The sequence below is a fragment of the Thioalkalivibrio nitratireducens DSM 14787 genome (genome assembly GCF_000321415.2).
Taxonomy (GTDB): domain Bacteria; phylum Pseudomonadota; class Gammaproteobacteria; order Ectothiorhodospirales; family Ectothiorhodospiraceae; genus Thioalkalivibrio; species Thioalkalivibrio nitratireducens.
Genome location: NC_019902.2, coordinates 1,782,060 through 1,801,928, shown reverse-complemented (window position 1 = coordinate 1,801,928; position 19,869 = coordinate 1,782,060). Strand labels below are relative to the sequence as shown.

At 68.7% G+C, this 19,869-nt stretch carries 22 protein-coding genes and 2 pseudogenes; 9 read left to right on the top strand and 15 right to left on the bottom strand.

The annotated features are described in order from the left end of the window. The first annotated feature begins 13 nt into the window (after positions 1-13). Together TVNIR_RS08450 and TVNIR_RS08445 are read left to right on the top strand one after the other, a co-directional pair. On the top strand, positions 14-826 hold the full coding sequence (locus TVNIR_RS08450; protein WP_043740425.1) for a creatininase family protein: 813 nt from the start codon (positions 14-16) through the stop codon (positions 824-826). 73 nt (positions 827-899) lie between these two features. After that, positions 900-1,697, top strand: a complete 798-nt coding sequence (locus tag TVNIR_RS08445; protein WP_015258586.1) for a RibD family protein — start codon at positions 900-902, stop codon at positions 1,695-1,697. Between the two features lie 78 nt (positions 1,698-1,775). On the opposite strand, the gene TVNIR_RS08440 is transcribed toward TVNIR_RS08445, so the two are convergent. The 4 genes and pseudogenes from TVNIR_RS08440 to TVNIR_RS08425 all read right to left on the bottom strand — a co-directional run bounded on the left by TVNIR_RS08440 (position 1,776) and on the right by TVNIR_RS08425 (position 5,140). Further along, positions 1,776-2,585 (bottom strand): class I SAM-dependent methyltransferase, encoded by an 810-nt coding sequence (locus TVNIR_RS08440; RefSeq protein ID WP_015258585.1) that lies wholly within the window; start codon positions 2,583-2,585, stop codon positions 1,776-1,778. Beyond that, positions 2,582-3,618: pseudogene (locus tag TVNIR_RS21260) on the bottom strand (glycosyltransferase family 4 protein). The gene TVNIR_RS08440 and the pseudogene TVNIR_RS21260 overlap by 4 nt, the downstream one beginning before the upstream one ends. 26 nt (positions 3,619-3,644) lie before the next feature. Continuing rightward, a complete protein-coding gene (locus tag TVNIR_RS08430) occupies positions 3,645-4,043 on the bottom strand; it encodes a 6-pyruvoyl trahydropterin synthase family protein (protein WP_015258583.1) in 399 nt (132 codons plus the stop codon). Between the two features lie 113 nt (positions 4,044-4,156). Next, positions 4,157-5,140, bottom strand: a complete 984-nt coding sequence (locus TVNIR_RS08425; RefSeq protein ID WP_015258582.1) for a zinc-dependent alcohol dehydrogenase — start codon at positions 5,138-5,140, stop codon at positions 4,157-4,159. Between the two features lie 155 nt (positions 5,141-5,295). On the opposite strand from TVNIR_RS08425, the gene TVNIR_RS08420 reads away from it, so the two are divergent. The 4 genes from TVNIR_RS08420 (at position 5,296) to rdgC (ending at position 8,368) form a co-directional block, all read left to right on the top strand. Further along, positions 5,296-6,072 carry a CDP-alcohol phosphatidyltransferase family protein gene (locus TVNIR_RS08420; protein WP_015258581.1) on the top strand — a complete coding sequence of 259 codons (777 nt, stop codon included), beginning with the start codon at positions 5,296-5,298 and terminating at the stop codon, positions 6,070-6,072. A 106-nt stretch (positions 6,073-6,178) separates the two neighbouring features. Continuing rightward, entirely contained in the window at positions 6,179-6,541 is a 363-nt protein-coding gene (locus TVNIR_RS08415) for a rhodanese-like domain-containing protein (RefSeq protein WP_015258580.1), read from the top strand. A gap of 381 nt (positions 6,542-6,922) precedes the next feature. Continuing rightward, positions 6,923-7,282, top strand: coding sequence for a sulfur globule family protein (locus tag TVNIR_RS08410; RefSeq protein WP_015258579.1), 360 nt, complete (start codon positions 6,923-6,925; stop codon positions 7,280-7,282). Positions 7,283-7,444: 162 nt separating this feature from the next. Further along, positions 7,445-8,368: a recombination-associated protein RdgC gene (gene rdgC / locus TVNIR_RS08405; RefSeq protein WP_043739530.1), complete on the top strand. Its 924-nt coding sequence runs from the start codon at positions 7,445-7,447 to the stop codon at positions 8,366-8,368. 59 nt (positions 8,369-8,427) lie between these two features. Here rdgC and TVNIR_RS08400 read toward each other — a convergent pair whose 3' ends face one another. The 6 genes from TVNIR_RS08400 to TVNIR_RS08375 form a co-directional block, all read right to left on the bottom strand. Beyond that, positions 8,428-8,778 carry a nucleotide pyrophosphohydrolase gene (locus TVNIR_RS08400; RefSeq protein WP_043739529.1) on the bottom strand — a complete coding sequence of 117 codons (351 nt, stop codon included), beginning with the start codon at positions 8,776-8,778 and terminating at the stop codon, positions 8,428-8,430. A 31-nt stretch (positions 8,779-8,809) separates the two neighbouring features. Beyond that, entirely contained in the window at positions 8,810-9,826 is a 1,017-nt protein-coding gene (locus TVNIR_RS08395; RefSeq protein ID WP_015258576.1) for a glycosyl transferase family protein, read from the bottom strand. Between the two features lie 178 nt (positions 9,827-10,004). Continuing rightward, the gene (locus TVNIR_RS08390) at positions 10,005-10,181 is read right to left on the bottom strand and encodes a hypothetical protein (protein WP_237251786.1); all 177 of its coding nucleotides are present in this window, start codon (positions 10,179-10,181) and stop codon (positions 10,005-10,007) included. Between the two features lie 25 nt (positions 10,182-10,206). Further along, positions 10,207-10,491 carry a hypothetical protein gene (locus tag TVNIR_RS08385; protein WP_015258574.1) on the bottom strand — a complete coding sequence of 95 codons (285 nt, stop codon included), beginning with the start codon at positions 10,489-10,491 and terminating at the stop codon, positions 10,207-10,209. Between the two features lie 184 nt (positions 10,492-10,675). After that, a complete protein-coding gene (locus tag TVNIR_RS08380; RefSeq protein WP_015258572.1) occupies positions 10,676-12,295 on the bottom strand; it encodes a mucoidy inhibitor MuiA family protein in 1,620 nt (539 codons plus the stop codon). Between the two features lie 88 nt (positions 12,296-12,383). Beyond that, positions 12,384-13,202 carry an NYN domain-containing protein gene (locus TVNIR_RS08375; RefSeq protein WP_015258571.1) on the bottom strand — a complete coding sequence of 273 codons (819 nt, stop codon included), beginning with the start codon at positions 13,200-13,202 and terminating at the stop codon, positions 12,384-12,386. A gap of 311 nt (positions 13,203-13,513) precedes the next feature. Between TVNIR_RS08375 and TVNIR_RS08370 the strand changes: the two genes are divergently transcribed. After that, on the top strand, positions 13,514-13,702 hold the full coding sequence (locus TVNIR_RS08370; RefSeq protein WP_015258570.1) for a hypothetical protein: 189 nt from the start codon (positions 13,514-13,516) through the stop codon (positions 13,700-13,702). Between the two features lie 67 nt (positions 13,703-13,769). Here TVNIR_RS08370 and TVNIR_RS08365 read toward each other — a convergent pair whose 3' ends face one another. After that, on the bottom strand, positions 13,770-14,819 hold the full coding sequence (locus tag TVNIR_RS08365; RefSeq protein WP_015258569.1) for a CobW family GTP-binding protein: 1,050 nt from the start codon (positions 14,817-14,819) through the stop codon (positions 13,770-13,772). An 83-nt stretch (positions 14,820-14,902) separates the two neighbouring features. Here TVNIR_RS08365 and TVNIR_RS21040 point away from each other — a divergent pair, with 83 nt between their 5' ends. Together TVNIR_RS21040 and TVNIR_RS08360 are read left to right on the top strand one after the other, a co-directional pair. Further along, the gene (locus tag TVNIR_RS21040; protein WP_015258568.1) at positions 14,903-15,031 is read left to right on the top strand and encodes a hypothetical protein; all 129 of its coding nucleotides are present in this window, start codon (positions 14,903-14,905) and stop codon (positions 15,029-15,031) included. Between the two features lie 29 nt (positions 15,032-15,060). Next, on the top strand, positions 15,061-15,600 hold the full coding sequence (locus TVNIR_RS08360) for a hemerythrin domain-containing protein (protein ID WP_015258567.1): 540 nt from the start codon (positions 15,061-15,063) through the stop codon (positions 15,598-15,600). Positions 15,601-15,624: 24 nt separating this feature from the next. Here the strand turns inward: TVNIR_RS08360 and TVNIR_RS08355 are convergent. The 4 genes and pseudogenes from TVNIR_RS08355 to ubiU form a co-directional block, all read right to left on the bottom strand. Next, a pseudogene (locus tag TVNIR_RS08355) lies at positions 15,625-16,766 on the bottom strand (NnrS family protein). A gap of 212 nt (positions 16,767-16,978) precedes the next feature. Continuing rightward, positions 16,979-17,488, bottom strand: coding sequence for a ubiquinone anaerobic biosynthesis accessory factor UbiT (gene ubiT, locus TVNIR_RS08350; RefSeq protein ID WP_015258564.1), 510 nt, complete (start codon positions 17,486-17,488; stop codon positions 16,979-16,981). Then, the gene (locus tag TVNIR_RS08345; protein WP_015258563.1) at positions 17,485-18,408 is read right to left on the bottom strand and encodes a U32 family peptidase; all 924 of its coding nucleotides are present in this window, start codon (positions 18,406-18,408) and stop codon (positions 17,485-17,487) included. Before TVNIR_RS08345 ends, ubiT begins: the two co-directional genes overlap by 4 nt. Before the next feature lie 16 nt (positions 18,409-18,424). Continuing rightward, entirely contained in the window at positions 18,425-19,423 is a 999-nt protein-coding gene (gene ubiU / locus TVNIR_RS08340) for a ubiquinone anaerobic biosynthesis protein UbiU (RefSeq protein WP_043740419.1), read from the bottom strand. Positions 19,424-19,869 lie beyond the last annotated feature (446 nt).

Below are 19,869 nucleotides of genomic sequence, written 5' to 3'. Positions count from 1 at the left end.
GAACCATGCGCTGATGACGCCGACCGGATTTCCGCTCTGGCAGCAGATGACCAGCCCCGAAATCGCCGCGGCTGTGACGCAGGATCCCGTCTTGATCCTGCCGCTGGCGGCGATCGAGCAGCATGGGCCGCAACTGCCCCTGTCGACCGATCTCGAAATCGGGCTCGGGCTGCTGGATACCGCGGCGGTCGCACTCGGCGACGACGTGGCGGTCTGGGTGCTGCCGCCGTTGGCGGTCGGCACCAGCATGGAACACGACGGCTTTCCCGGAACGCTGAGCCTCGAACCGGAGACTGCGCTGGCAGTGATCGAGCAGTACGGTGCAGCCGTAGCGCGGAGCGGGGTACGCCGGCTGCTCCTCTGCAACAGCCATGGGGGCAATACCCAGGTCATGGATCTCGCGGCGCTTCGGTTGCGGCGCGACCATGGCCTGCTGGTGGTCAAGTGCAGCTACTTCCGACTCGGGCACCCGGACGGCATCGGTCTGCCCGCGACCGAGTTGCAGCACGGGTGGCACGGCGGGGCCATCGAGACCGCGATGATGCTGCATCTCGCACCCGATTCGGTGCGTGCCGAAGGCGGCCCGGACACCGGATCGCTCGGGCAGCGGCTCGAGCACGAGTTCGCACTGCTGGGTCCGGAGGGGCGGGCTTCGTTCGCCTGGATGGCGCGGGATCTGCACGTATCGGGTGTGGTCGGCGATGCGAGCCTGGCGGACACAGCGCTGGGCGCACGTCTCGTCGCGTACTACGGCGACGCGATTGCACGCGTGATTCGTGAGACCCGGGCGTTCCCGCTCGGGGCACTGCGCCCGCCGGTCGCATGAACGCGCGCGTTGCTTCGGACCAAGAGGAGGGGCGCCGGGGCGTGCGTCCGGGTTTGGCCACCGGTAGGCCCGGATGAGCCCGGGGTCGCCCGAGGATGCCGCCTGGCGCGCGATCCTGGACCGGGTTCCCGGGCGCACGGGGGCGAAGTCCGGCAATGTGTCTCCCGCGGGTGCCGGATCTCAATCCGGGATCGAGTCGCTCTGGCAGATCTATCTTCCGCTCGCGTCCTGCGAGACGCTGGCAATCGCGCAGCTGGGGCAGACCCTGGATGGCTATATCGCGACCCGCACCGGGCATTCCCGGTACGTGACCGGGCCCGAGGACATCCGCCACCTGCACCGCCTGCGCGCACTCGTGGACGCGGTGGTCGTCGGTGCCGGAACGATCGCTGCCGACGATCCGCTGCTGACCGTGCGCAAGGTGGTGGGACCAAGCCCGGTGCGGGTGATTCTGGATCCCTCGGGTCGTGTGGATCCCCGCGCCCGAGTGTTCCGGAATGCCGAAGCCCGGACGCTGTGGTTGCGCAGTGCTCGGCGCGCTCCGTCGGTGCCGGCACCGCCGTCGGTGGAGACGGTCGCGCTGGAGGAACGGGAAGAGGACGGGTTCGCGCCGGCGGACATCCTGCGGCTGCTGGCAGAGCGCGGGTTGCCGCGGGTCTTGATCGAGGGCGGAGGCATCACGGTTTCGCGGTTTCTCGCCGCCGGCGTGCTCGACCGGCTGCATGTAACCGTGGCGCCGGTGGTGCTGGGTTCGGGGCGCGCTTCTCTGACCCTGCCCCCGGTGGACCGCCTGGACCAGGCACTACGTCCTCGCTGCCGTTATTTCCCGCTCGGCAATGACATGCTGTTCGACCTCGACCTGCGCCCGTGACCGCGCCGGCGTCCGCCAGGGCTCGGCGGAAGACCCGCGTACGGGCGCGATCCCGGTATCCAGGCAGCCTCGGCGGGGTCAGGGAGCGACCGATGGCAGCGCCAGCAGATCCAGGTGGCCGACGCAGAACCGAACGCGTCCGGAGCGGATGTCGCGTTCCCGCCGCTGCGCCCATGCACGGTAGCGTTCGCGATCGGCAGGAACCTGCTCGCAGGCGGCCGCCAGCCAGCCGCGAATCAGCGTGGTGGCCAGTTCTTCGCTCTCGCTGCCGAGATGCCAGGGGCTTCGCGCGATCAGAACCCGAAATCCGGCGGCCCTGAAACCTGCGGCGGCACACGCCGCGGCGCGGGGACCCAGCGCGGGGCCCAGACCCTTGTCACGCTGCTGGTGGGCGTTCACCGCCCGCCTCACGGCGCGGTCGTCGGGGTCGGGCGGCGCCCCCCACAGGCGTCCGTCGTAGCTGAGTGCGAACAGGGCGGCCGCGCCCATTTCGCGGCAGCTCTGAACCAGATCGTCGAGCCAGGACGCGCCCACGAGATCCAATAGCGCGGCGGCGGTGACGAGGTCCGGGAGCCGGGATTCGCCCAGTACGCCGCGCCACTGGCGCAGGTCGGCGCAAACGCTGCGCACGGTCGGTCCTCGGTCCGGGATATGCACCCGCGCGAGCAGCGCAGGATCGTGGTCGATCAGCGTCCAGTATTGTCGCACCGGCAGCTGCGGGGCCAGAAAGCGCAGGTTGGCGCCGGTGCCCGCTCCGAGATCGACGACGTGGAGGGGGTCGCGGCCCCGACTCCAGGCCCGGAACCCCTCGACCAATCTGGCCGACCGTGCGCGTCGATCGGCGGGTTCGCGCAGCGACAGCCAGTCCGCCTCGAACCGGCTGCTCATGGTCCCGCCAGCTCCCGGATCGCCGACGCGAGGCGTTGCGCGACCTCCGGCCAGTCGGGCAGCGTGCGGGCATGGCGCCGCGCCCCCTGGCCGAGACGGGCGCGGGCCGACGGATCCTGCAGGAGATCGGCAAGGGCCTGCGTCAGCGCTTCGAGATCCCCCGGGGCGACAAGGACTCCGGCGTGTGCCGGAACGGTATCCGGGATCGCGCCCCCATGTGTGCCGATCACGGGCAGACCGTGAGCCATTGCCTCGGCAAAGGCCATGCCGTAGCCCTCGTACCAGGAGGGCAGCACGAACAGACCGGATGAGTGGTACAGATACTCGAGTCGAGCCGAGGTGCATTCGCGGACCAGGTGCACCCGGTCGTCGATCCCGGCCTGGCGGATCTGCTCCCGTACCTGGCGCGCAAATTCCGGGTGCCTCTCCAGACTGCCGGCAATCACGCAGTGCCAGGGGATGTCGCGCAGCGCAGTGAGCGCGCGCACCAGCAGGTCCTGGCCCTTGCGGGGATCACCGTTCCGACGCAGAGGATGCGCGGGGGCGCGTGGGCACCCGGGGCCGGTGCCTCGATGGCCGCGGCGGTACCGGGCAGCACGCAGCGAATACCGATCCGGTCCGGTATCCAGGCCCGGAGCCGACGGGCGGTGTAGGGGCTGCTGACGATCACGCCACGGCAGTGAGCGAGGGCGCGGCGCTCGAGTGACTCCAACTCTGCAGCGCGCGCGGGCGACAGACCGGTTTCGTCACGGAGGGGGTGGTGCACCAGGGCGATCGGGTGCAGCCTGGATGCGTGCGCTGCCAGCGGGTCGGGCAGACCTCCGAGCGCCAGCCCGTCGATCAGCACCGGCGCTCCATCGGGCAACGCGGCGAGAAGTCGTGACAGCGCACGTTCGGCCTCCGGATCCGGACCCGGGAAACGCCCACCGAGTCCGTGAACGAAGACCTGCCACCCGAGCGCGCGCAGGCCTTCCGCCATGCGTGCGTCGTAGAGGTAGCCGCCGGTTCGCTGATTCGGCGGGCCGGGAACCACCAGGTGCAGGGTCGAGGTAGCCGGCGTCAAAGCGGTCCTTCGAAACTGGCCCAGGCCACGTGAGATTCGTGCAGGGTGACGCAGAGGGCGTCGATTCCCGACGCGGATGGGCCGAGTTTGCCGCGCTGGATCGCATCGGCAAGACGCTGATGGATCTCGCGGGCCAGGAACTCGGTGGTCGTGTTGCGGCCTTCGAAGTCGGGGTGATCGTCGAGGTTCTGATAGTTCATCCCGGCCAGCACCGCCCCCAGCTGGGCGCCTGCCAGAGCGATGTCGACCACCACCCCGTCCGCGTCCAGTTCCCTCCGACGGAAGGTCGCGTCGACGACATAGGTCGCGCCGTGGAGCCGCTGGGCGGGTCCGAACGCTTCGCCGGTGAAGCTGTGGGCAATCATGAAATGGTCACGGACGTTCACGCTATACATGAGGGCCTCCTCGGGGCCAGCCGGGAAAGGGGAACATGATCATCGAAAGGAAGCCCGGTGGCACCGGTTTCGGCCCGCCGAGCGCGGCCAGTGCGGTGGGTCGACGCCCGGGTTCACGGGTACCGCACCCGGTGGCAGAGCGTGTCTCCGGGGTCCGAGGCAAGCCGTGCGATGACCCACGGCAGATCCGCGAACCCGTCCTCGCCGGTCACCAACGGGTCGATGCGCTCGTCGCGCAGCAGTTCGAGAGCGAGCCGTATCCGGCGCGCATGATCCCAGCGTGCGGCGCGCGCCGCCGGGATCCGGCCGACCTGGCTGCTGCGCAGCACCAGGCGCCGGGAATGGAAGGCCTCACCCAGCGGCAGGGCCACCATGCGGTCCCCGTACCAGCTGAGTTCCAGTACGGTCGCCTCGATAGCGGCCGCGCCCAGCGCCTGGACCAGCCCTTCCGGCTGCCCGCTGGCGTGGATCACGAGGTCGGCGTTCATGTGCTCGACCGGCGCATCGCGGAACTCGAGTCCGAGGGCCGCGGCGAACCGATCCCGCCGCGGATTCGTGTCCACCAGCGTCACCTCGGTACCGGGAACGCGGCCGCATAGCCAGGCGGTCAACAGCCCGAGGACACCACCGCCGATGACCAGGATGCGGTCTCCAGCCAGAGGCGCCGCATCCCAGAACGCGTTGACCGCCGTCTCCATGTTTGCGGCCAGTACCGCGCGTTCGGGAGGCAGGCCCTCGGGCAGCCGAATCGCCGCGGCTCCCGGCACCCGGTACAGGTCTTGGTGCGGGTACAGACAGAAGACGTGTTCCCCGATACGCTCGGCCGGGCCTTCCTCGATCCGCCCGACATTGATGTAGCCGTACTTGACCGGCCCCGGGAATTCGCCGGCCTGGAACGGCGCGCGCATTGCGGTCCGCTGACTCTCGGGAACGCGTCCGGTGAACACCAGCGCTTCGGTCCCCCGGCTGATCCCGGAGAAGAGGGTGCGAACCAGCACGTCGTCTGGTCCGGCGTCCGGCAGGGACTCCTCGCGCAGTTCACCGCGGCCGGGGCCGAGCACCCAGAAGGCTCTTGCGGTTTTCGAGGCGGCGCGCATGGGGGTTCCAAGAATGCCTGAGTTCGTCGAATGGTAATCGGCGCCGCTGCCGGGTGCCAGCAAACCAATTGAGCGCGCAGGGGTCGAAATCGAGTGGACCGCCGCCCCGTCCCGGCCCGCGCAGTTGCTGACGGGTTCTTCGCGTCCGGAAACAGATGAACGCACCCAACGAACACGACTTTCCCGCGACGCCGCTGCGGCGGCTGCCCGCGCAGGCGAGCGCCTGGCGCCTGCAGCTGGCGATCGGACTCGGGGCCTGTGGAGGCACGGCGCTGCTGCTGGTCCACGCTGCGGACGTGCCGGGGACGGTCGCTGCGTACTCGCTGTTCGCGTACGCGTTGCTGGTGGGCGGGCTGCTGTATCGGTCGCCTCCCGTGTTCCTGCGACAGGGCCCGGGCGCCGCCAACGGCATCACGCTGCTGCGCGCCGCGCTGGCAGCGCCAGTCTCGATCGTGGCGCTGCATCCCGGCTCATGGGATACGCTCACCACGGTCTGGCTGATCGGCATCTCGGCCCTGGTCGTGACGCTGGACGCGGTCGATGGAGCGGTGGCCCGGCGTACCCGGCGCACGGGCGCGTTCGGCGCCCGCTTCGACATGGAGGTGGACGCATGGCTGATCCTGATACTGTCGCTGCTCGTCTGGCGTACCGGGCAGGCGGGTGCGTGGGTGTTGCTGATCGGGTTGCTGCGCTACGCTTTTGTTGTGGGTGGCTGGTATTGGGCCTGGCTCAGCGCGAGGTTGCCGCCAAGCCGCCGCCGTCAGACGGTCTGCGTGCTTCAGTCCCTGGCGTTGCTGGCGGCACTGGCACCGGTGATGCCCGCGCAGGCCGCCAGCATCGTGGTGTTGGCGGCGCTTCTCTCGCTGAGCTACTCGTTCGCGGTCGATGTCCTGTGGCTGTACCGCCACGCCAATGGCGCCCCGACACGGTAAGCGGGGGTTCGGCAGGCCGGCAATGCCGGATCCCGGGCAGCGGTGATCCGGGGCTCGCGGACCTTCGCGGTCGGTGGCTGTATCCCGCGATGGCTGGAGGCGCTTGATGATGATCCTCGACACGATTCGCAGCTGGTGGCCCTTCGGGGCCGTTCCGGAAGTCAGTGCGGAGGAACTCCGCAAGCTGTCCACGCGCGGGGGCGTCCAGATCGTCGACGTCCGCACCCGGCTAGAATTCCGGTATAGCCGTATACCCGGGGCGCGGAGCCTTCCGATCACGCATTTCACCCGTTCCGGCCTCCGTTCCCTGGATCTCGATCCCGGGCGCCCGGTCGTCGCGGTATGTTTGACCGCGCATCGCAGCGTCCCCGCGGTGCGCATCCTGCGCCGGCAGGGCTATGACGCTCGGCAACTGCGTGCCGGCATGCGTGCCTGGTGGCGCGCCGGGCTTCCCTGCGAAACCGGCTAGCGGTGAAGGCGCGCGACTGCTACTCCGGGCAATGAAGGAATCGGGGTAGGGTGAACCAAGCGCATCGGGGGTTGGCGGTGCCGACGCAGGAGCAGGAGGCACAACAACGCGCGCCCCCACAGCCTCCGATCCAGGGTCATTGTGCGGCGCCCGCGACTGACTTCGTGCCTTCGGCACCACTTGCGGCGGTGGGTGCGGGTGGGGCTTCACTTTTCTGAAGATTGCCATATAATTCTTTCCTAATGGATGGTTCGGGAACGCGATCAAGGGTCCCAACCCCCTGGACGAAAAACCGGCATTGCTTCAACCCGCGACGTGCGGCCCTTGGCGAAGCGGGAAAGATATCCAGCAAGGGCATCTTCGCAAGAAAGGAGAAACGTCATGCGCAAATCTCTGAAAGTTCTCGCTGCCTCCGCTCTCGTTCTGGCTTTTGCGGCACCGATGCAGTCCAGCGCCCAGTGGTGGGGGCCGGGCTATGGTTATGGCCCGTACTACGGTCCGGGATACGGCTACGGTCCGGGCTGGGGCCGCGGCATCGGGGACTGGTTCGGTCTGGGTGACCTGTTCGGTGATTTCGGTTTCTCGATACGCGGCAGTGGCCGTGGTCTGGGTCGCGGCTACGGCGACGGCTATGGCTACTATCACCCCTACTACCGCGGCTACGGTTACGCGCCGTACTACGGTCCGGCCCATCCCGCTCCGTGGGCGGCACCCGCTCCGCAGCAGGACGAGTCCGAGTAAGCTCCCGACCCGGGGGTGCCGTACGGAAAAGCCCGGTCCTCTGGACCGGGCTTTTTTTCACCCGGGAATCGGATGACCCTGCTGCCCCGGCATCGGGGGCTGAAGCGATGGTCGGGATCGGGTAGGCTTGCGCGTCCCAAAACTGCCCAGGAAGGGGTTGCGATGTGGTTCAGGAATCTCCGGCTGTACCGGCTTGCCCAGCCGTTCACGACCTCGCCCGAGGAGTTGCACGAGGCCCTGCAGGCCGCCGCGTTCCGTCCCTGCGGCAGCCTGGAACCGGAAACCGTTGGCTGGGTGCCGCCGCTGGGGCGGCAGGCGACTCAGCTGGCGCACGCCGCGGCAGACGCCATTCTGGTTTCCGCCCGCAGGGAGACACGCATGCTGCCCGCGTCGGTGATCAACGAGACACTGGCGGAGCGGATCGAGACGCTGGAGGCCGCCGAAGGGCGGGATATCGGACGCAGGGAGAAGAGCACCTTGCGCGAGCAGATCGTGCACGAACTGCTGCCCCGTGCGTTCACGCGGTCCAGCGTGACCGCGGCGGTGGTGCTGCCGCAGGATGACTGGCTGCTGGTCGACACGGCCAGCAAGGCCCGTGCGGAGGAGCTGCTGAGCCTGCTGCGCAAGGCGCTCGGGTCGCTGCCGGTGGCACCGCCGAAGGTCGGGACCGATCCCGCGAACTTGATGACGTCCTGGCTGAACGGTGCCACATTGCCGGCCGGGCTGGCGCTCGGCGACGAGTGCGAACTGAAGGAGGCCGGAGACGATGCCGGCGTGGTCCGTGTCAAGCGGGTCGATCTGCTCTCGGACGAAATCCGGACCCACCTGGACGTCGGGCGCCGTGTGTCCCGCCTGGCGCTGGTGTTCGAGGATCGGATGCGTTTCGTGCTCGACGACGAGCTGAATATCCGCCGCCTCGGCTTCGAGGACGAGGTTCTCGAGTCACTCGACGATGTCGACAGCGACGACGAACTGGTCCAGCTGGATGCGCGCTTCGCGCTGCTGAGCCTCGAGGTGCAGCGCCTGCTGCCGCAGCTGGTCGGGTGGTTCGGCGAGGCGGCTGAGCCGGAGAGCGCAGCGGCCTGACAACGCGCCGGCGGACCGCCGATCCAGGCGCCGGCCGTCGCGGGCCGGCGCCTCGTGTGCTACCTGGAGGGGTCGTAGTCGGTGTACTTGCGCGCGCTGCCGTAGACCTTCTCGACCGGGTACTTGCGTTCGTTCACCACGATCTTGTTTTCGACCGCGTCGGCGATGCTGACGCCGAGCTTGTCCGCCAGCCGTACCAGGTAGATCTGGATATCGGCGATCTCGGAGGCGACCTTCTCCAGTGTGCGCGCATCGAGCTCGGCGCTTTGCTGCTCGGTCAGCCACTGGAAATGCTCGATCAGCTCGCCGGCCTCTCCGGCGAGCGCCATCGCGAGGTTCTTCGGGGCATGGAACTGGTCCCAGTCACGGCGCTCGGCGAAGTCGCGCATCCGCCGCTTCAGATCGTCCATTTCCTGCCATTCCACCCGAAATCCCCCGGGTTCAGGCTGCGGCCGGAAGGCGGTCGCGGCGGCGCGCCTGCCACATTTCGCGCGCCAGCGCGGTCGCCGCCTCGGGTGTGGGCGCCCGGTTCATCAGGTGCAGCGCGATCGCCGCGGTGCCGACCACCGCGGCCTCGCCGTATTCCTCCTCGGTCTCGCCGCGCCAGCACCGGACCAGCCGATCGATGTCGAGCGTGTCTTCCCGGGGATGGCGCCGGGCGAACATCGCCGGCCATTCTTCTTCCTCGAGCACGCCCTCGCGCACGCGCTGCACCAGACAGGGCGAATCGGGATTACGCTCGATCTCGCCGCCTTCGCCCTTGATCACCGCGACATTGGCCTCTCCGAGCAGCATCGCCGCCTCCTGGTGCACCGGCCGGTAGCCGGGGTGGAAGATCCCCTGCATCACGTAGGGTGCACCGAACGGGTTGATGCTCCGAGCGACGGTGTGCACCGGCGAGCGCAGGCCCATCAGTGGCCGCAGTTCGATGATCTCGTGCAGTCGGGGACAGAGGTATTCGATGTCGAGATAGGCGAAGTTCTCCCGCCCCATGCGCTCGCAGGCCTCTTCGATCGACCGCGACGGGGGGATGCCCAGAGCGCCCAGCACGTCCCGGGTATAGATACGGCCGTTGGTATGCCCGCTGGCCCCGTGCATGAACGTGGTGATCCCGTTTTGTGCCAGCAGCAGCGTGGACAGCAGGTACCAGGGCAGCACGCGGCGCTTGCCGGCGTACGAGGACCAGTCCAGGTCGACCTCCGGGGCATCGGCAGGCACCCGGATGGCGTCGCGCACGGCGCGCACGAAGCCCACCAGCTCCTCGCGCGTTTCCTCCTTGACCCGCATCAGCATCATGTAGGCACCGAGCTGGACCGGTTCGACCTTCCCGTCGAGGATCATGCGCATGGAGTCGAACGCCTCCTGCTCGGTGAACGGGCGGGTACCGTTCTTGCCCTTGCCGAGGATGCGCACATACTGCGCGAAGGGATGTTCTTCGTACTGCGTGGGCTGGACCATGGGGTTCCTCCGGATTCGGGTTGCCGGATCCCTCTCCGGGGTGGGAAGGGGCGGCGCTGGCGCAGCATCATACCGGCGAGGAATCGGCGCGCAAGAAACGCCCCGGTGAACCCCCAGGATTTCAGCGCGATCGCACGGACGCCGCTGTGCCTGGCTCCCCGGGGGCGGCCGGGCGATGTCAGCGGCGATCCGGACCCGGGCCGTCGCCCGGGTTGTGTTTGGCCGCGGCCTCGGCCGCCGCCGAGGCATCCATCAGCCGCTTCATCAGGCCACCGATCAGGAACTTCAGGCCCACCAGCACCACGACCAGCGCGAGCGCAACCCAGACGAAGTGTTCCACCAGCCAGGCGGCCATCACCGGCACTCGGTGCGACCGGGCATCAGGAGGCCTCTCCGGCGACGGGCCGGAGCGCCCGGCGCGTCGTTGCGACTGGCTCGTCCGGGCCGCGCAGGCGGCGCAGTTGATGCGGGCGGGCATCGACGACGATGCCCTCGGAAGCCAGCACCTTGACCCGGTAGCTGGGACTGGTGCGGTAGCGCATGGACAGCAGGTCCATTGAAGTCCGGGGGGCGAGCGGGCTTACGATCACTCCCAGCGCACCGTTCCATTCCGTGTAGTAGCTGGCGTTCTGCATGATCACGAGTTCGCCGACCTTGAATGTCATTGTGCCTGCTCCCGTTCGACGGAGAGTTTCCAATCCGGCGCATGGCCCGTGGGCCGGTCCGGCTTGCCCTGCGGCCGGGCGACGCCGCCATGCCCCGGGAAGCGTCGATGCGCCGCGGTGCGATCCATGGGTCGAGTATAGCGGACGCGGCGCGCCGGACCGTGGTGCACCGGTGTGCGCGGGTTCATGGCCGCGGGTCGTCGAACCCGTGGATCGACTCGACATCTTCGGGCCAGGACACCACATAGCTGAACAGTATCGTTCGCGACTCGCCTGGAGCCCAGTCCCCGGTCCAGGCCAGCACCCCGAGACGGCCGTCGACGTCGCGCTCGGTGGGTGGCGTCGCCGCCGGGCTCAGCTCGACGGTAATGCGCTGGTCGCGGGGGACCGGCAGGCGGTCGAGCACCGTGACCTCCAGCGCGCGCTCGTGGCGATTGTCCACCGTGATCCGGTACCCCCGTTCGAGCCGCTGCTGGCGGCGCAGAAGGCCCTCGCGGCCGATGCTGTCACGCTCGATCTCCCGGTGAACCTCGATCCGGTCGTCGACGCCGAAGGCGAGCCTGAGGGGCGCACCGGGCGCCAGCGCGTCGAGGCGCGCCTGTCCTGCAAGCTGCCCGTCCTGGAACAGCGTCAACGGCCCCGGCAGCAGAGGCGCCTCGCCGGCAAATTCGGTTTCCGCGAACAGGTAGGCATGGGGCGAGAGCACGGGCACCGCGCGGCCCGAGATCGCCGCCTCGTGGCGGTGGCTCGCGAGGACGAACCGTTGCTGCCGGCCGTCGGGCGGCAGGCTCACGCGGCCCGGTACCCGGTAACGGGTGGCGAACCCGGTCGTTTCCAGCATTGCCTCGCTCACCGCCGCGGGCGCACGGACGGCCATCGTCTCCGGTGTGGCTGTGTCGTCGCGCATCAGGGCCCGAGGCGGCGGCCGAATGTCGATGAACCAGGGCGACAACCTGGGCAAGCGGCCGCCGAGCGCCGGACGAGCGGTCGCCAGATGCAGGATCACGTCGTCCCATTCCTCGCCGGTGTTCTGGCGCACCTCGGCACGCTGGACGAATTCCAGCAGCCCGTCCGCGGTATCGAGGCGCGCCTCGTAGACCGGTTTCCAGCCTGCCCCGGGGATCTCGTACTCGAGCGTGACCCGCGCCTCGCCCGCGGCGTTGGCCTGGTAAAGGATCGCGACCTCTGTGGTGTCGCGCCGCCCGGTGCGCAGGTTGTTGAGCTCGCGTTCGATGCGCTCGATCTCGGCATCGATATCGCGCAGGGCGATGTCGATTCGCGCGATCTGTTCGAGCACGTCGCGGGCGCCGTCACCGATCAGGCCCCAGGCACGGTGCCATTGATCGGGCGGCAGCCCGGGTTCCACCGCGCCGGCATGCTCGGTCAGATGCTCGATGAACGACAGCGTCATGGATTGGGCCTGCCGATCGTCGGCGAGCCTGCGGCGCTCGTCCCGAGCCACCTGCAGGGCCTCGGTCAGCGCACGTTCCTCGGGGTGGGCCAGATCCCGGCCGTGGACGGTCCGCGTCTCGACATGACTGAGGATCAGACCGTCGGGGCCTTCGGCACGCACTCGCAGGCTGTCCGGAACCAGCCGGGGAGGGAGCGGGTGAATGCGGATCGTCCCCTCACCGGCCACGATCGCCGCCTGGTGCTCGCGGATCACGGTGGCCCGGTCCGGATAGACGGTGACGGCGCGCACGCCAGCATCTGCAGCCAGAGATCCCGGGACGGAGAGCAGGACGGACAGGCACAGCAGCAGCAGCAGCAGCGGCGGCGCCGCACGATACATCGCGGATTTCATCGGCTGGGTCCTCCGGCACTGGGGGTGCTGGCCGGCGGGTCGCCGGCCGGTTCGAATCGTGTATGCGTCGCTACCGGGGCCACAGAATTCAGTCCTCGGTCAGGATGATGTAGCCCCCGGAGCGTTGGTCGCGCTCGAGGCCGATCAAGCCGGATCGGCCGGCTTCCTCGAGCAGTGCGCTGAACGAGCGAAATCCGTAGTAGCTTTCGTTGAACCCGGGTTTGCGGCGCTTGATCGCCTGCTTGACCATCGAGGCCCAGACCGGCTCGTCCTCGCCACGCTCGGCGTGCAGGGCCTCGGCGGTCTCGACGACCAGGTCGAGGGCCTCCTGCCGCCGGTCCTCGCCGTTCGGTTCCGCCGGCCGGGACGCTGCTTCGTCGCGGTCGCTGGCCTTCGCGGGCTTGCGCGCCTTGCGTTTCTGGCGGGCTGCCTCGCGCACCAGGTCGTCGTAGTAGATGAATTCGTCGCAGGCCGCGGTCAGCAGGTCGGAAGTCGATTTCTTGACCCCGACTCCGATCACCAGCTTGTTGTTCTCGCGCAGCTTGGCGACCAGGGGCGAGAAATCCGAGTCGCCGCTGATGATCACGAACGCATCGACATGTCCTTTGGTATAGCAGAGGTCGAGTGCGTCCACGACCATGCGGATGTCGGCCGAGTTCTTGCCCGACTGGCGCACGTGGGGGATTTCGATCAGCTCGAATGCCGCCTCGTGCATCGGCGCCTTGAACTCCTTGTAGCGGTCCCAGTCGCAGTAGGCCTTGCGCACCACGATGTTGCCCTTCAGCAGCAGCCGTTCGAGCACGCGGCGGATGTCGAACTGCGGGTAGTGGGCCTCGCGCACCCCGAGGGCGATATTCTCGAAGTCGCAGAACAGGGCCATGTTGCGGATTTCGGACGCACCGGGCATCAGGACGGCCCCCGTCGGAGTGAGTGGGTTTCAGAGTAGCAAGCGCATTCGGTGCAAGGCCACCGCAAGCGCTGTCCGTAAGCCGCCGCTCGCGGAACGGCGCTTCGGCTGGTGCGCCGAGCTGCATCCCGGAGGGCATCTCAGGGAGCGGCACTCGCCTTTCTTGACGGCTGTGCGGAGGCGGAGTAGGGTCGCGTGAACCATAGAAGGGCTTTAGCGAAGGGCTTTAGAAGGGCTTTGTTCCCGGGCCTGCCGGCGTGCCTCGCTCGTCTCCAGGGTCGGTCTTATCCAGCAAAAGCTCCGGAGGAGTGATGGAAGCAATCGCCACTGCAGTGCTGCATCCGCAGGTCTTCATCCTTGCGGTCATCGGTTTCATCGCCTTTTATTCGTCCTGCTCGGTCGGTATCCGTGCGGGCTGGCTGGCGTACCACCCCTCGGTATGCGGGACCGTCGGTGCATTCGGCGGCGCCGGCCTCGGGCTGCTCGTAGCCTCCGTCTAGTCTTCCCCCGGTAGCCGCCTGCCCGCGCCTGTCGCCGGGCGCGGGCAGGGTGCATGACGGGTCGCGGTCATGCTCCTTCCGGGAGTTCCCGGGCCGCCGAGCGCAGCCGGTAGTCGAGAGCCTGCCCGTCCAGCGGCTCGCGATGCACGACTTCAAGACGGCCCTCGCTGGCCCCCGTCGCGCGGGGTTCCAGGTCGCCGTCGGCGCCCACGCGGTTCAGCTGCATCCAGCCGTCATCGGTGCGCAGCACGCCCTTGACGCGGTCGTAATTCGCCGCTGCGATCCATCGTGCGAGGCGCTTCCGGTCGAAACACACACCGGGCCCGAATCGCCAGCTGCAGGAGTGAAACCCGTCGCTGCGACCTTCGACCCGTTGCCAATCGCCGGCGGCGACAGGGGCGTCGGGCGCTGGAGGCGTATCATCGCCGCGCTCCGGTGGCACCCCGAACACTGCCCCCGGCGCCGATCCCTCGGCCTCGCCCGGCCGCCGGGGCAGATTCAGCCACTCCGGATCCAGTGCGCCGTTCACGACCATCGGGATCTGGTGCGGGGCCGGCTGCTGCCGTGCGGTGAACCGAGCCCATGCCTGCCGGTCGTCCTCCGTGTACAGGTCCGCCTTGCTGGCCACCAGCACGTCGGCGACGCGTACCTGATCCTGCCAGGTGGCGTGCTCGCGGTGGCGCGGGGACGACAGGTGGCGGGCATCGACCAGCGTGATCGTGGCTCGCAGGTCGAACACGCCCCGGTAGCGATCTCCGGTCAGCGTCGCAATGACCTGGTCGGGATGCCCGAGGCCCGTGGGCTCGATCAGGATGCGGTCGGGGCGCTGCTCGCGAACCAGTCGGTTCAGGCCGACGGAAAACGCCTGGCTCGATACGCAGCACAGGCACCCCCCGGGTACCTGGCGCACAGCCACGGCGTCTGCTTCCCCCTGCAGCAGGGACTCGTCGACGCCGACCTCGCCGAACTCGTTCACCAGCACCGCCCAGCGCTCCGTTCGGGGCCGCAGCCGCAACAGGTGACGGATCGCGGTGGTCTTGCCCACGCCGAGAAAACCGGTGATCAGGTTCACCGGGATCGGCCGGGACACGAAGGTTCGCTGGGGCGGTGCGGGCATTGCGAAATCCGGGGACGGGCGAGGGGTGACGCACGGTAACCGCTGCAGCGGGTGCAGCAGACACCGACGCAAGCCTATCACGTGTGTGGCCGGCGCAGCCTCTGTCCCGCATCGGCATCGGCATCGGCATCGGCATCGGCATCGGCATCGGCATCCGCATCCGGATCCTGGCCAAGGTCAAGGGCATAGGTGCCGGCTGCATGGCACGATAGAGTGCATGTCACCGGGAGGAAAACCGAACATGCTGGAACTGCCCAAAGCCGCGCCTGGCTTCGACGATCCGATTGGCCTGCTGCGTGCCTGCCACGCGCGGATCAGCGAGCGCCTGGACCTGTTGGAGCGACTGCCCGAGTACCTGGATACCCATGGCCCGGATGCGTCGGCCCAGGCCGCAGCCCGGCGCGTGCTGGACTATTTCGACAAGGCCGCGGCCCACCATCACGAAGACGAGGAGCACGACCTGTTCCCGCTGCTGCGTGGCGCGGCGGGACGCCCGGGCTGGCAGGCGGAACTGCCAGCGGTGCTGGATCGCCTCGCCGCGGAGCACGGCACCCTCGCGCAGGACTGGGCCCGGCTGCGCCCCGAGCTCGATGCGCTGGCCCGGGGCGAGTCTGCGGCGGATCTGCGCTGCGAGGCGGTGATCGCCGCCTACCGACAACACATGGCGCTCGAGAACGAGCGGGTGTTTCCGTTCGCGGAGCAGCTGCTCTCAGCTCGCGAACGGGCGGCACTGGGCGCATCCATGCAGGCACGGCGAGGGATCGCGCCGGCCCCGGAGTAACCGGCACGGGCCCGGCACCGGGGCTCAGGTCTTGCGGGGGGTCAGCAGGATCGGCGTGTAGTACAGGGCGAACAGCGCGAACGCGCCGGACCAGAGCAGCCCGGTGGCCAGCAGCAGCCAGCCGGCCACCGGGAACGCAGCCATCGCCAGCCGGGCCAGCGCAGCCAGTGCGATCAATGCGAAGACAAGGACGATCACCGGGGGGGCTCCAGCGGCCGGCCGGTGTGGCCCAGCGACACTCGCGACATCATCCCAAGGATCAGCCCGCCCAGGGCTCCGACCATCAGCGCGTGGATCCCGATCGACCACGGTACCGGGGCGCCCAGCAGGTGGAGGCCCTGCAGCAGGAAGCCGACCGGGATCCAGAAATAGGAGACGTGCAGGATCCACAGCAGCGGCACGCCCGCCGTGCCCCAGGGTCGCCAGGCGACCAGCCGCACCAGGTTCAGCACCGCGGCGGCAAGCAGCAGCGGCGCCAGCACCGGATCGCGGCCGAGCCAGAGGTAGCCTGGAAGAATCGCGAATGTCGCCAGCAGCGTGGCCCAGTCCACCGCCGGCCAGCGCCGCACGCGCAGCTCCGGCAACCGGCGCTCGGTGAAGTAGGGGATCACCCGGCCGCCCATGAATACCAGCAATCCGGTCACGAGGTACACCGTCAGATGCAGTGCCGGCATCCCGATGCCTGGCAGCAGCCCGTGAAAGTCCAGATGGATCGCGAGATTCAGCGCCGCGAAGGCCAGCAGCAGCGGCACCAGCAGGTAGTTATTCCGGTTGCGGGCGCGCCAGAGCACGCGCGCGACGATCAGCGCCAGCAGCGGGAAAAAGGCAAGGTCGGCCACGCTGGTGAGCCACAGCGGGATCCAGTCGGGAAACAGGAAGCCGAGCCGGGCCAGCGTCCAGACCGCGAACAGCGCGCCGAGGCTCGCGGGGGTGGTCGACGTAAGCCCGGTCCAGTTCTGCGATGCGGTCAGCAGGAATCCGGCGATCACCGCCGCGGCCAGGCCGTAGAGCATCTCGTGACCGTGCCATAGGATCGGATGCAGGCTGCCCAGCGAAGGGCTGCCCTTGAGCAGGAAGCTTACCCAGAGCAGTACCCAGGCGGCGCCGAACCAGCCGGCAGCGAGGAAGAACGGGCGAAAGCCGATCGAAAACAGCGTGCGTAACATGCGCGGGAATCCTGAGGAGGCGCCGACGGCAGAGGGCATGGTTCCGGCCACCCCGACCATCAAAGACGCGTAGGGCAGCAGAAGCCGAAGGCCGTCATCTGCCGCTCCCGTGCCGATGTTGCACCGATCACCGGTAAAGGTCCAGACGCTGCGGGGGATGACGCTGCACTCTTGCGCCGGTAGCCCGAAACGTCACTCGTGCGATGGTCACGTCAACGGGGTAGGGCCGGCGTGGAAACTGATTGCGCTCGTCGCCGTTCGACGCCGTCGGCCGCGTGGTCAACCAGCGCCTGCAGTGGCGCTGGAATCCGTGTTAAATCAATGGTATCAAGAACATTTTTCACAGCTAAACCGAGCTCAGTGTCGCCGGAGAGGCGCAGGCGCCGGTGGAAGAACAGCGTGTCCGGGTCGGTCCGGCGCGCGACCAGCAGCAGGAGGTCGTCCGCGCTCGCCGTCACCGTCACGTCCGCTGGGCCTGCCCCGGCGCTGTGCAGGCGACCCCGGTCGAGCGTGAAACGCATCCGCAGCGTCGGCTCGGAGACCGTCACCGCGAGGATCCGACCCTCCAGCAGCTCCAGCGAACCGTCTTCCAGGGCCTCCGACAGCAGTTGCTGGGTCGCACGCGCGACCAGCGCCTCCGCCAGGGGATGAGGTAGCGCGCCGAGCGGCCACAGCAGGACGGCCGTGGAGGGGGCGGGCAGGTACGGCAGCGGGAGGGTCATCGCGTTCGCTCCAGAGGTGTGCGAGCAGGCGCCACGGCCGTCATGCCGGGCTGTCCGAACCAGTAGCCGTTGCAGCTGACGGCGGGTTGCCGGCCAAGTTCGTCGGCGGCGTCGGGATCCCCTTCGCGCGCCCGGTGCAACGCGTCCAGGGCCTCCAGCGTACCGCCCGAAAGCGGGCTGAAGCGCAGGATCTCGGCGCCCGCAGCCACCAGGTCGCGCCAGGCCGGCACCAGGTCGCATACCCGGCCCGACTGGGTCTGGATTCCGTTCAGGGTCAGGAACTCCTCGCCCTCGCGCGTAGCCACCGTAATTCCCGCCGGGTAATCGAGGCAGCGCAGCCCGCACTGGTCCTTCGGGAGGTCATGGTAGCGGGCGGTGAAACAGCGGGCCGACCAGGCCAGCGGCAGCCGGCCGTGCACGAGCACCTCGGTCTCGACCCAGGGCAGGGCGGCGTCGTCCAGGATGTCCTGCAGCGCGTCGCGCCCGAGCTCGACCGGCAGCACCCAGCGGCGCAGCCCCAGGCGGTGGTAGTGCCGCAGCGTCGCGGCGTTGTAGATGTTCACCGAAGGGCCGGTGGCGAACGGCAAGCGCTGTTCGTGCAGCACCTGCATCGCGGCCACATCGTTCGCTTCCACCAGGAATTCGCCGTTGCTGCACAAGCGGCGCACCACGCCCATTTCCGAGCGCGCCTCGATCAGCGTCAGCGTGGACAGCACCACCTGCTTGCCGGCGGCAGCCAGCTCGCGCCCCAGTGCGATCCAGTCGTCCGGGCGCAGTTCCCGGCGCTTCGCGCAGACGGTCTCGCCCAGGTACACGATGTCGGCGGGGCTGTCGGCGACGGCGGCGTAGAAGGCCTCGACCCGGTCGCGGGGCCAGAAGTACTGGCAGGGGCCGATCGAAAGGCGCGGGGTCGGATTCATCGCGGCGGCTTCCTCGTCAGTGCCAGGGGCGGTGGTAGGCGCCCAGCGTGGTCTGGCTACCCTCGGAGAGATCGGCCAGCGTGCTTTGCCATTCCGGGCGCGCGCGGTACGCCTCGCGATTTGCCAGGCAGGTGTCGATCGCCGCGCGCCAGATCGCGGTCACCTGCGCCACATAGGCTGGGCTGCGTTGCCGGCCCTCGATCTTGATCGCGGTGATCCCGGTATCCAGTAGCTCCGGTAGCAGCTCGAGCGTGTTCAGGCTGGTCGGTTCCTCGAGGATGTGGCCAACATGGTCCCGGACCTGGAAGCGGCCCTTGCACAGTGTCGGGTAACCGGCCCGCTCGCCGGCCTGGAAGCGGTCGATCAGCACCCCGTTCAGACGCGTCTCGAGCCTGCCGTCGGGCAGGTCCTGCCAGCGCACGTGCGCGGCGGGCGAGCAGGCGCCGACGGTGTTCGGGGATTCGCCAGTGGCATACGACGACAGCAGGCAACGGCCCTCGGCCATGATGCACAGCGAGCCGAAGCCGAACACCTCGAGTTCGATGTCCGTGTCCTGTGCCAGCGCCTTCACCTGGGCGAGTGACAGCACCCGGGGCAGTACCGCCCGGCGGATCCCGAACTGCTGCCGGTAGAACGCGAGCGCCTCGCCGCTGGTTGCCGACGCCTGGACCGAGAGGTGACGCGGCAGTTCCGGGTGTCGATCGGCCGCGTAGCCGAGCACCCCCGAGTCCGCGAGGATCACCCCGTCCACGCCCAGCGCCGCGGCATGGTCGACCGCCGCGGTCCATTGCGTCCAGCCCTTGGGCTGCGGATAGGTGTTGATCGCCATTAGCACCCGTCGCCCGCGAGAATGCGCATATTCCACGCCTTGCGCGATCGATTTCGCAGTAAAGTTTAACCCTGCAAAGTGTCGGGCGTTCGTCGCATCCTTCAGCCCCGTGTACACCGTGTCCGCGCCGGCATCGACCGCCGAGCGCAGCGCGGGCAGGCTCCCCGCCGGACAGACCAGTTCCATACAGCAAGACTCCGTTCGAACGATCCCGCAGTCTGCGAGGGGTGGTTCCAAGAAACCTTGATCTGCATCAATGCCGCGGGCGATGGGGACGTAGGCATCGATGATCTCTGGTTGCAGGCCTTGGAGCTTGAGGCGCTCGAGGTGGTTCCCGTACATCCGGTTGAAGTCGGACGGAGTTGCTGGTCTCATGGTCGTGCAGTCTCACGGTTCTTCCCGGAACGGCCCGTCAGCAATGAGGGGGCTGCATTCTGGATGTTACCCGGCGCGGCCGCCCTTCGCCGCGCAGCGGCTTCGTCCAACTGCTGCGTCCCCACCACGGTGTGCACCAGACCGGACACCGCGTTCACACCGAGTCGCCGCGAATTCCATGGCGGAAAAGCCCATCTGGGTCATGCACTTGCCTCCCGCCCATTATCCCATGCACCGGTGGTGGGTTCAGCCTCGGC